This window comes from Rubellimicrobium thermophilum DSM 16684 (assembly GCF_000442315.1).
Lineage (GTDB): Bacteria > Pseudomonadota > Alphaproteobacteria > Rhodobacterales > Rhodobacteraceae > Rubellimicrobium > Rubellimicrobium thermophilum.
This window is the reverse complement of record NZ_KE557324.1, coordinates 82,056-92,500: the sequence shown is the minus strand read 5'-3', so window position 1 is coordinate 92,500 and position 10,445 is coordinate 82,056. Positions and strand designations below refer to the sequence as shown.

The following is a 10,445-nucleotide window of genomic DNA, read 5'->3' as shown; positions in this document are numbered from 1 at the left end:
TCCGCGCCTGCCGCCCCCCCGCGTGTCGCCAGGCGGAGCCGGCGCCGATGCGCAGGTGGCGCCAGAATCGCCGCCTCTGCCATCCGCCGTCCCCTGCCGGCGAACCCCGGATGCCCACGAAGGCCGTGGCATTCCGCGCGCCCATGCGCTAACCCCTTGCACGGGGCGCCGGGGCGGCGGCCCGGTGGGTCCGGGGATGGTGGAACGGATCGAGAGCGAGAGCCGCAAGCTGCTCGGGCGTCTGCGCACGGTCATGGCCGATGCCGCCCAGGGGCAGGCGCGTCTCGACCGCATCGTGCGGCTGATCGCCGATTCGATGGGGACCGAGGTCTGCTCGATCTATCTGTTCCGCGATACCGAGACGCTCGAACTCTGCGCGACCGAGGGGCTGCGCCCCGAAGCCGTCCACAAGACGCGGTTGCGACTGGGCGAAGGGCTGGTGGGTCGCACGGCACGCACGCGCCAGGTGGTCAACACCGCCAATGCCCCCGCCGAAAAGGGCTTCCGCTACATGCCCGAGACCGGGGAGGAGCGGTATTCCAGTTTCTGCGGGGTTCCGATCCAGCGTCTGGGCGAGGTCCTGGGCGTGCTGGTCGTCCAGAGCCGCGCCGCGCGCGAATTCACCCCCGACGAAGTCTATGCGCTCGAGATCGTGGCCATGGTGCTGGCCGAAATGACCGAGCTCGGCGCCTTCACCGGGGGGGATGGCGGGGCCTTGTCCCCCCCGTCACCAGCGCCCCGTGACCTTTCGCGGCCTCCAGGGCCAGGAGGGGGCCGCGATGGGGCGCGTCTGGCTGCACGAACCGCGCGTCGTCGTCACCAACCCCATCAGCGACGATCCCGAGCGCGAGCTGGCGCGCTTCTGCGCCGCCATCGACAGCTTGCGCGAGCAGGTGGATGCCATGCTCGCCACCGCGACCACGGTCGATGCCGAGGAGGTCGCGGTGCTCGAGGCCTATCGGATGATCGCCAACTCCAAGAGCTGGATCCGGCGCATGGAGGACGACATCCGTTCCGGCCTGTCGGCCGAGGCCGCGGTCGAGAAGGAACAATCGCTCGCCCGCACGCGGATGGGGCAGGCCACCGATCCCTATCTGCGCGACCGGCTCCATGATCTCGACGACATCTCGAATCGCCTGCTGCGCATCCTGACCGGGCAGGGCACCGATACGGGCGCAGCCATGCCCGAGGATCCGGTGCTCGTGGCGCGCAACATCGGACCCGGCGAGCTGCTGGACTATGGCAAGGGAACGCTGAAGGCGGTCGTGCTCGAGGAAGGATCGGTGGGCAGCCATGCGGCGATCGTGGCTCGGGCCTGGGCGATTCCCCTTGTCATCCGCGCCGAGGGAATCACGGGCGAGGCCCTCAATGGCGACACGATCCTCGTGGACGGGGATCAGGGCCTCGTGCATCTGCGCCCTGACGAGACCGTGCGGCGCGCCTTCGCCGACAAGGTGGCGATGCTGGCGCGCGCGCAAGAGCGCTATGCCGGTCTGCGCGATCTGCCGGCAACCGCCCTCTGCGGCACGACCGTAAGCCTGCACATGAATGCCGGTCTCATGGCGGATCTGCCCTCGCTGATCTCATCCGGCGCCGAAGGTGTGGGGCTGTTCCGCACGGAACTGCAATTCCTCGTGCGCAACCAGATGCCCAAACGGGCCGAGCTGTCGGCGCTCTATGCCCGGGTCATGGACGCCGCCCGGGGCAAGCGGGTCGCCTTCCGCACCCTCGACATCGGCTCGGACAAGGTGCTGGCCTACATGAAGCCCCAGGACGAGCCGAACCCAGCGATGGGCTGGCGGGCGATCCGTCTGGGGCTGGACAAGCCGGGCGTGCTGCGCATGCAGCTCCAGGCGCTGCTGCGCGCGGCGGCCGGGCGTCCGCTGACGGTGATGTTCCCCTTCGTGGCCACCCCGGCCGAATACCGCGCCGCGCGTGCCGAGCTCGACAAGGCCGTGGAGCGCGAGCGCATCCTCGGCCATCCGCTGCCCGAGCGGCTCGAGGTCGGGGCGATGATCGAGACGCCCTCTCTGGCCTTCGCCCCGGATTCCTTCTTCCGCGAGGTGGATTTCCTGTCGGTGGGCGGCAATGATCTCAAGCAGTTCTTCTTCGCTGCCGACCGCGAGAACGAACGGGTGCGCCGTCGCTACGACCTCTTCGAGAGCAGTTTCCTGACCTTCCTGCGCAATCTTGTGGCCCGCTGCGAAGCGGCCGGCACGCCGCTGACCTTCTGCGGCGAGGATGCGGGACGGCCGGTCGAGGCGGTCGCGCTCGCGGCGCTGGGCTTCCGGTCGCTGTCGATGCGGCCGGCCTCGATCGGACCCGTCAAGTCGCTGATCCGGCGGGTGCGCCTCGATGAGGGACGAGCCCTGATCGAGGAGGGGTTGGCGCGCGGGGACGAGACACTGCGGCCTGCGTTCGACGCCTGGCTGGCCCGGCATGTCTGAAGGATCGATCCGGCCCGACCGATGACGGGTGCCGCAGACCTGCTTCAGGCGCCCGCCCGACCGACCGGCGGCGGCATGAGGGCGAGCGTCGCGCGGAGAAACTCGTCGCGCACCGCGTCCTCGCCATGGCGGCGTGCAAGGCGGCGTAGCCCGAAATGGACATGGGCCATTTCCACGTAATAGTCGATGAAGGCCCAGTTGGTCCCCGCCCCGGCCGCCGCCCCGATGAGCGGCACCGCACCGGAGGCCAGCTTCTGGCCGAAGACGGCGGCGAAACGGGGGGCGATGCGCGCCACGAGGCGGTTGATGGCCGGGCCGGTCAGCGACAGCCGCGCGCCGAGAAAGGAGGTGTTCACCCCGTCATCCCCGGCCCCCTGCCCCCCCGCCCCGAAGACACGCAGGCATTCGGCGCGCGTCTCGGCACTCGAGGGATCTTCGCCATGGGCGGCAGCCACCTCCTGGACGGCCCGGAAGATGATGGTCACAGCAAGGGGCAGCTCGATCACCGCAGTGGGCAGGCCGCCCAAGCCCCCCACGGCACCCGAGGCGGCAGCCAGCATCTTGTGCGCGCGATCCCCCTTCAGGCGGGCGGCCAGAGGGCCGAGCTGCCCGAAGCGTCTGTCCCATCCATCCTCGCGCGAGCGTTCGGCAGCGTGATAGCAGTGCAGGAGCGCCGTCTGCGCGGCATGGTCGAGCCGGGCGCGCAGAGGTCCGGGCAGGCGCTTCAGCCCGTCCTCGACCGAACCGCCGACAAGGTTCACGGCGCGCATCAGCAGCCCCCCCGCCCCGGGCCTGCCGCGCCGCCAGGGCGGCAATGGTGGCCCGCCCGGTCTCGTCCAGAGGCTCGGGGGGGTCGTCGGGGTTCACGATCTTCAGGCGCGGCTCGCTCATGGGCGGAAGGATGGGGTGCCGCAGTCCCCACTTCAAGGTCGGGGGAAAGGGGGGCGATTCTCAGATCGCTCCGGCGCGGCGTTCGACGGTCGTCACGCCGGGAAGCTTCGCGAAGCGGGCAGAGAGCTGCTCGGGGAACCAGGGACGGCCGATCGAGGAAAACCCGGGCAGCGGGCGGAGCACATCGGCACAGGCGACCGTGCACATGGCCATTCCCACGGGGCCGCGCGCCTTGGCAAGCGTCAGCGCCTGTTCGGCCACCTCGGGCAGGACGGGTTTCTCCTGGCGAGTATAATAGTAGCCGCCCCCCGCCTGATAGGCGAGGTAACGCGCCTCGACCTCCGGCGAAAAACCGTAGAGGACATCGTTGCGCTCGGGCACGGCCGGGTCGGTCCAGCGCCCGAAGGGATCGAACAGCACCCGCTCGCTCGCATTGATGAGGAGCGCGCTATGGGCGCCCTTGCCCGTCCCCTCGTTGCGCACGGTGACCAGGGCGAGAAGCGGCGCCTCCGGCGCACGATAGCGGGCAAGCTCCACCGCCTCGTCGGAGGCCCAGACAGCCTCGGCATTGGTGCCGCAACCGGACAGGGGCAGGGAAGCCAGCCCCAGAAGGACGGTGCGACGGGTCGCCCTCACGCGCCGCCCCTTACGCGTTGACCAGCGCCAGAAGGATCAGCAGGACGAGGATCACGATCGACATGCGCGTGACGGCGCGCAGGAAGGCGGCAAAGGTGCGTTCCTGGGCGGTGATGTCCATCGTGCCGGCCTTTCGCGGGTGGGTGTCCTGGATCTTCGTGGCGTGGGCGAGGGCCTCGGTCGCGTGGGCGCCTTCGCTCTGCGTGGTCTGGGCCATGCGCGGCGGTCCTTCCGGGTGATGCGTCGGAGGCGGGATAGCGGATCGGATGGAGCCTGTCACGCCCCCTGGTCGCCGGCGGTCAGGGGGCGAGGCTCTCGGGCGTCACGGCCATGAGGCCGTCTCCGCCCTCGCGCGCGGCCGCCAGCAACCCGGTATGGGCCGGCAAAAGACGGCGGATATGGACGGCGGCCAGCGGGATGCGGGCCGGATCGGCCAGCGCCGCGACAAGATGCGCCCGCGCCCCCAGCACCAGGGCGAAGGCCCGCAGGAAGGGGACCGCCCCCGCTCCGCGGTCGCCGGGATGGGACAGCATCCAGTCGGTCCCCTCGCGCAGGGCTTCCGCCGCCTGCCAGAGGGGCCCGGCCAGATCGGGCAGGACAGTGCGTGCGGTGCGTGCCGTCTCGGCGGCTTCATCGATGAGCCGCATGGCCGCCTCGCCGCCATCGGCAAGCTTGCGCCCCACGAGGTCGAGAGCCTGGATGCCGTTGGTGCCTTCGTAGATGCGGGTGACGCGCAGGTCGCGGACGAACTGGGCGGCACCCGTCTCCTCGATATAGCCCATGCCCCCCTGGACCTGGAGCGCGAGATCGGCGACGGCATGACCGGCATCGGTGCCGAAGGCCTTGGCAATCGGGGTCAGGAAGGCCGCGCGCGCGCCCCATGCCGGCTCGCCGGTAGCGGCGGCCATATCGATGGCCACCGCACAGTCGAGCGCGATGGCACGGGCCGCGAACAGGGTGGCGCGGGCCTCGGCCAGCATCCGGCGCACATCGGCATGTTCGATGATGGTGCCGGTGGGGCCGGATGTGCGGCCCTGCCTGCGCGTCATCGCCCATTCCACCGCCTGCTGGAGAGCCGCCTCGCCCGCGCCGATGGCCTGGATGCCCACCCCGAGACGGGCATTGTTCATCATCGTGAACACCGCCGCCATGCCCCCATGCGGGGGCCCGACCAGCCAGCCCGTCGCCCCCTCATAGGCCATCACCGCCGTGGGCGAGCCATGCAGCCCCAGCTTGTGCTCGAGCTTGAGCGGGCGCAGGGCATTGCGGGCACCGAGGCTGCCATCGGGGTTGGGCAGGAATTTCGGCACCAGGAACAGCGAGACCCCCTTGCTTCCCGGCCCCCCGTCCGGCAGGCGCGCCAGCACGAGATGGCAGACATTTCCTGCAAAGTCGTTGTCGGCCCAGGTGATGAAGATCTTCTCGCCGGTGATGGCATAGCGGCCATCGCCCAGCGGCTCGGCCCGGCTGCGCAGGGCCCCCACATCCGATCCGGCCTGAGCCTCGGTCAGGTTCATCGTTCCGCACCATTCGCCCGAGACAAGGCGCGGCAGGACGAGAGCCCGGAGATCGGGCGGGGCATGGCGGTCGATCGCCTCGATGGCGCCCTGCGTCATGAGCGGGTTGAGCTCGAGCGCCAGGCAGGCCCCCGCCAGCATGTCGTGGAAGGCCACCGCAAGCGTCTGGGGCAGCCCCTGTCCGCCCCATTCGGGCGGGGCGGCAAGCCCGATCCAGCCGCCCTCGGCGATCCGGCGGTAGGCGTCGCCGTAACCGGGGGGCGTGATGACGGCCCCGTTCTCGAGACGGGCAGGATGGAGATCCCCGACACGGTTGAGCGGGGCGAGATCGTCACAGAGGCGCGCCGCCTCGGCCAGCACGGCCCCGGAGATCTCGCCCGCCGCCTCGGCGAAGCGATCGGTGGCCGTGACCTGCGCATAGCCGGCGACGTGATCGAGATGGAAGCGCAGTTCGGCAAGGGGCGAACGATAGGGCATCAGGCAGGCCTCCGGCGCTTGGCAGGGCGCGCGCACGGGTCTAGGGGTGAACGCGCTGCCGACAGGCTAGCGGCAGCCTCGCGTGCCTCAAACCGGAACGCCGCGTCACCATGGACCGCATCGATTCGCCCCGGACCCGTCTCCTGCCCGCCACATCCGAAGGCGTGGCCGAGGCCGCGCGCCTCCTGCGTGGGGGGGGGCTCGTCGCCTTCCCGACCGAAACGGTCTATGGTCTGGGTGCCCGGGCGGCGGATGGGCATGCGGTTGCTCGCATCTTCGAGGCCAAGGGCCGGCCCAGCTTCAACCCGCTGATCGTCCATGTCGCAGATCCCGGGGAGGCCGAGGCGCTGGCCGAAACGGGCCCGGAGGCGCGGGCGCTGATGGAGGCCTTCTGGCCGGGGCCGCTCGCGCTCGTGCTGCCGCTGCGGGCCGGGGCGCCGGTGGCTGATCTCGTGACGGCGGGGCTTCCCACGGTCGCCCTGCGCGCGCCGGCCCATCCGCTGGCGCAGGCCCTGATCGCGGCGGCCGGGCCGCTTGCGGCCCCTTCGGCCAACCCCTCGGGCCGGGTCTCGCCCACCGCGCCGTCCCATGTGCTGGCCGGACTCGGGGGGCGGATCGAAGCGGTGCTCGATGGCGGCCCCTGTCCCGTAGGGGTCGAGAGCACCATCGTGGCCCCCGACGGGGCAGATGGGATGCGGCTGCTGCGTGCGGGGGGGCTTCCGGCAGAGACGATCGAGGCGGTTCTGGGGCGCCCGCTGATCGCCGACACGGATCCGGCGCGCATCGTCGCTCCGGGGCAGATGGAATCGCATTACGCGCCGCGGGGCCGTCTGCGGCTCGGAGCGATGGCAGCCGAGCCGGGCGAGATCCTGCTCGGCTTCGGAGCGGTGGCCGGGGATCTGTCCCTGTCGCCATCGGGTGATCTGCGTGAAGCGGCGGCGAATCTCTTTGCCGCCCTTCACCGGCTCGATGCCGAAGGGGCCGAGCGCATCGCCGTGGCGCCGGTGCCGGATCATGGACTGGGCCGGGCGATCAACGACCGGTTGCGGCGGGCGGCGGCGCCGCGCCCCTAGGCGCGCTCGCTGCGCTCGATCCAGCCACGCAGCGATTCGAGCTCGGCCCGGGCGTCGCGCAGGCCGTCCATCGCAGCCCCCAGCTCGGCCTCGAGCTGGGTGATCCGGTTCTGCAGCTCGGCCTCGCGCACGGCGAGATAGGCCAGGGCCTGATCGCGCGTCTCCTCGGCCTCGTGCAGCGCCTGGGCCATGCGGTCGAGCTCGCCCACCTCGGCACGGGTGACCCGGGTGAAGCGGTGGATCAGCCAGCCCGCGAACCAGCCGAGGGCAAAGGTTCCGAACAGGATCAGGGCAGTGGCGACGATCAGCTCGGTGCGGTTCACGGGGCGGCGTCCTCGGCAGGGCCGTCGGGCACAGCCGCCCGGGTGGGCGGCACCGTCGGCGGGGGGCCTTCGATGATCCGGGGCGGCGCTTGGGCGGGGGGCGGGGGCGGCGGGCCATAAACGGCCGGGGCGGCTGCGCCCTCGGGGGCCGGCGCCCCGATCAGGCTGAATTCGATGCGCCGATTGGCCTCGCGCCCTTCCTCGGTGTCGTTGGGCGCGATGGGATCTGCCTCGCCATAGCCGACGGCCTCGAAACCCATGACCGGAACGCGGGCCGCACGCAGCGCATCGAGAACCGCCTCGGCACGGGCCTGGGACAGGCGCAGATTGGTCTCCTCGCGCCCCTGGCTGTCAGTGTAGCCGGCGATGCGCAGCCTCAGATCACCGCAATTGCGCAGGATGTCGGCGATCCGGTCGATCGCCGGACGGGCGGCGGGCGAAAGGGTCGCCGAACCGGGATCGAAGGTAATCTTGATGTCGGCCGTGACCTTGACGATCTCGGCGAGGCATTCCTCGGGCGAGGGCAGCGCGGCTAGCGGATCCAGCGATTCGTCATAGGTGACATCGAGCGTGACCTGTGCGCCGGCCCCGAGAGCCTCGGCCAGGGCGGCGGCGATCGTCTCGCGCGCGGTGGGGTTGCCGGTGGCCCCCTGCACCGTGATCCGGTCCGGGGTGACGAGGACCGAACCCCGCGCAAGCTGCGCCAGTGCATCGATGCCGGTCAGGACGCGCAGCGACCAGCCCTCGGGGAGGCCCTCGGGATCCGTGCGCGTGGCCAGTGTGACCTGGGCTGCCCCGAAACGGGCCTGGGCCAGGCTCCGGGCGAGAGCTGTCATCCGGGCATCGGCCAGGGGTCCCGAAAGACGCACCCGCCCGTCGGCCGACAGGGTGGCCCGGAACTCGATCGGCGTGGCGGTGGTGCTTTCCGCCTCCGGCCGTTCGGCACGGAAGGCGAAGCCGGGGGGCAGGCCGGCGCGCAGATCCTCGGTGGTCCGCTCGAAGAGATCCGCCGCTGTGCCCGGAGGGGCGAGCAGCAGGATGTCGGCATCGGTCATGGCCAGCGTGCCGCCGCCCAGGGCGGCGACGGCCGCGATCCCCTGCGCGGCGGCCTGCGGCCAATCGGGCGAGGGGGCCCCGAGGCCGAGCCGGCAATCGGCGTCCTTCGCGCCGGCGGCAGCGGCCGCGGCCAGGATCGCCTCGCGCGCCGCTTCGCCTTCGGCAGCGCAGGCCTCCAGTCGTGCTCCCTCCGCGTCGATCCGGAAGCGCAGGGCAAAGGGCGCGATGACCGGCGGGGGGGCATGGATCGTCACCTCGATGGAGACGCCCTCGGGCCGCGCCCGGGAGAGGAGGAGCGATTCGAGCCGACGCTGCCCGCCGGGCGAATCGGCCACGGCCTCCACCACGACATGGCCCGGCCGGACCGACAGCTTGGCGCGCGGCAGCAAGGCCAGCGTCTCGGCCGCAAAGGCCAGTGTCGCCTCCCAGCCTTCGGGAGCCGGGTAGGCGGCGGTCTGGAGGAGATCGCTGAGGGGGGCCCCGGAGGCGGCTTCGGCCAGTTCCTCGCGCAGATGGCTGCGGTCGGTGGCCTCGGGGATCAGGCCGATCAGCGAGACGCCCGAATCGTTGCGCAGGATCTCCACGGCGAAATCGGGCGCAGCCAGCGCCTCGCGCGGGGCAACGCGGAGATTGTCGATCACGCGCGCCCCGTCCACCGCACGCCCCGCCACAGAGATAGCCCGGAAGCGGGCCGCCTCGTCAGGGGCCTCCCCCTCGAGGACGACCTGGAGACCATCGGGGATGACCTCGGCCCAGGAATACCCCTCGGCCTCCAGTTCGGCCGCGACGGCGGCGGCTGAACGGGTCTCGAGCTCGCTCACCAGTGCGCGTGCTGCAAGACTCGCGCCGCCCCCGGCCAGGACGAAGGCAGCAGCGACAAGAAGGCGGGGGGACAAAGACATGGAGGTGGATCGGGCCTTCCGGACAGCCGCGCTGTCCTAGGATCTGCGGCCGGCCAACGCAACATCACGGGGTTCTGCCCTGCCCGATGCGGCGGAAGGCCGCGCGCCGCAGGCCGCTCAGGCCGCTCAGGCCGCTCAGACCAGCGCGGCGAGGGCCAGAAGGACGGCCACGGCCAGCCCCGCATCGCGGTTGGAGCGGAACAGGCGCAGCAGACCCGGCCCGTCCTCCGGATCGAACGGCCCAGCTGCCAGGCCAGATGCCAGCCCAGCACCCAGGGGGCGCCAAGCGCGAGGGCCAGGGCAAGCGGCGAGCCGTCAAGGCCGGCCAGAATCACCGCCGCCCCCATCGTCAGCACGGCCGCCACGAGGAATCCCCGCAGCCAGAGCCGCGAGGACGCGCCGAACAGGCGCGCGGTCGAGCGCACCCCGATCAGCGCATCGTCCTCGGCGTCCTGATGGGCATAGATCGTGTCGTAGAAGAGCGTCCAGGCGATCCCGGCAAGCCACAGGAGCACCGCCGGAGCCTCGACGCGGCCCGCATGGGCCGCATAGGCCAGCAGAACACCCCAGTTGAAGGCGATGCCCAGCACGGCCTGCGGCCACCAGGTGACGCGCTTGGCGAAGGGATAGAGCCCCGCCGGCACCAGCGCCAGCAGGCCGAGCAGGATCGCCGGCGCCGGCAGCGTCAGCAACAGGGCAAGGGCGAGAAGGCCCTGCATCCCCATCCAGGTCAGAGCCTGCCGGGGCGTGACCTGGCCTGCTGGCAGGGGGCGGTTTCGCGTGCGCTCGACCCGGGCATCGAAGTCCCGATCCGCCAGGTCGTTCCAGGTGCAGCCTGCCCCGCGGGCAAGAACCCGCCCCCCCCGCACAGACCAGCGCGATCCACAGATCATGCCAGACCGGTGCGCGGCCTGTCGCCACAAGCGCGAGCGCCAGTCCCCACCAGCAGGGCAGCAGCAGAAGCCAGGTGCCGATCGGGCGGTCGAGCCGCGACAGGCGCAGATAGGGCCGCCAGGCTGCGGGCGCATGGCGATCGACCCAGTTGCCGGCGGTGTCGGCGACCGGCCGGTCGGCCGTCCCGGTCATGCCTGCCTCTGGAATCCGGCCAGCCCCCGCCATAGCC

7 protein-coding genes and 2 pseudogenes are annotated in these 10,445 nt (G+C 71.7%); 2 read left to right on the top strand and 7 right to left on the bottom strand.

Annotated elements, in window-relative coordinates:
• Window positions 1-196 precede the first annotated feature (196 nt).
• Window positions 197-2,447, top strand: a pseudogene (gene ptsP, locus RUTHE_RS12780) (phosphoenolpyruvate--protein phosphotransferase).
• Between the two features lie 44 nt (window positions 2,448-2,491).
• On the opposite strand, the gene RUTHE_RS12775 reads toward ptsP, so the two are convergent.
• The 4 genes from RUTHE_RS12775 to RUTHE_RS12760 all read right to left on the bottom strand — a co-directional run bounded on the left by RUTHE_RS12775 (window position 2,492) and on the right by RUTHE_RS12760 (window position 5,968).
• Window positions 2,492-3,217: an EcsC family protein gene (locus RUTHE_RS12775; protein ID WP_021098866.1), complete on the bottom strand. Its 726-nt coding sequence runs from the start codon at window positions 3,215-3,217 to the stop codon at window positions 2,492-2,494.
• Between the two features lie 181 nt (window positions 3,218-3,398).
• Window positions 3,399-3,974 carry a hypothetical protein gene (locus RUTHE_RS12770; protein WP_021098865.1) on the bottom strand — a complete coding sequence of 192 codons (576 nt, stop codon included), beginning with the start codon at window positions 3,972-3,974 and terminating at the stop codon, window positions 3,399-3,401.
• A gap of 10 nt (window positions 3,975-3,984) precedes the next feature.
• On the bottom strand, window positions 3,985-4,191 hold the full coding sequence (locus RUTHE_RS12765) for an aa3-type cytochrome c oxidase subunit IV (RefSeq protein WP_021098864.1): 207 nt from the start codon (window positions 4,189-4,191) through the stop codon (window positions 3,985-3,987).
• Window positions 4,192-4,273: 82 nt separating this feature from the next.
• Window positions 4,274-5,968, bottom strand: a complete 1,695-nt coding sequence (locus tag RUTHE_RS12760; protein WP_021098863.1) for an acyl-CoA dehydrogenase — start codon at window positions 5,966-5,968, stop codon at window positions 4,274-4,276.
• Between the two features lie 110 nt (window positions 5,969-6,078).
• Between RUTHE_RS12760 and RUTHE_RS12755 the strand changes: the two genes are divergently transcribed.
• Window positions 6,079-7,041 (top strand): L-threonylcarbamoyladenylate synthase, encoded by a 963-nt coding sequence (locus RUTHE_RS12755; protein ID WP_021098862.1) that lies wholly within the window; start codon window positions 6,079-6,081, stop codon window positions 7,039-7,041.
• Here the strand turns inward: RUTHE_RS12755 and RUTHE_RS12750 are convergent.
• The 3 genes and pseudogenes from RUTHE_RS12750 to ubiA all read right to left on the bottom strand — a co-directional run bounded on the left by RUTHE_RS12750 (window position 7,038) and on the right by ubiA (window position 10,441).
• The gene (locus tag RUTHE_RS12750) at window positions 7,038-7,364 is read right to left on the bottom strand and encodes a CREC-EF hand family protein (protein ID WP_021098861.1); all 327 of its coding nucleotides are present in this window, start codon (window positions 7,362-7,364) and stop codon (window positions 7,038-7,040) included. The two genes, RUTHE_RS12755 and RUTHE_RS12750, sit on opposite strands and share 4 nt — an antisense overlap.
• Window positions 7,361-9,322, bottom strand: coding sequence for an OmpA family protein (locus tag RUTHE_RS12745; RefSeq protein WP_084465093.1), 1,962 nt, complete (start codon window positions 9,320-9,322; stop codon window positions 7,361-7,363). The genes RUTHE_RS12750 and RUTHE_RS12745 overlap by 4 nt, the downstream gene beginning before the upstream one ends.
• Window positions 9,323-9,457: 135 nt before the next feature.
• Window positions 9,458-10,441: pseudogene (ubiA, locus tag RUTHE_RS12740) on the bottom strand (4-hydroxybenzoate octaprenyltransferase).
• Window positions 10,442-10,445 lie beyond the last annotated feature (4 nt).

Excerpts from the sequence above, each read along its gene's own strand:
- RUTHE_RS12775 (WP_021098866.1), bottom strand. The coding sequence starts at position 3,217 with ATGCGCGCCGTGAACCTTGTCGGCGGTTCGGTCGAGGACGGGCTGAAG.
- RUTHE_RS12755 (WP_021098862.1), top strand. The coding sequence starts at position 6,079 with ATGGACCGCATCGATTCGCCCCGGACCCGTCTCCTGCCCGCCACATCC.
- RUTHE_RS12765 (WP_021098864.1), bottom strand. The coding sequence starts at position 4,191 with ATGGCCCAGACCACGCAGAGCGAAGGCGCCCACGCGACCGAGGCCCTC.
- RUTHE_RS12745 (WP_084465093.1), bottom strand. The coding sequence starts at position 9,322 with ATGTCTTTGTCCCCCCGCCTTCTTGTCGCTGCTGCCTTCGTCCTGGCC.
- RUTHE_RS12760 (WP_021098863.1), bottom strand. The coding sequence starts at position 5,968 with ATGCCCTATCGTTCGCCCCTTGCCGAACTGCGCTTCCATCTCGATCAC.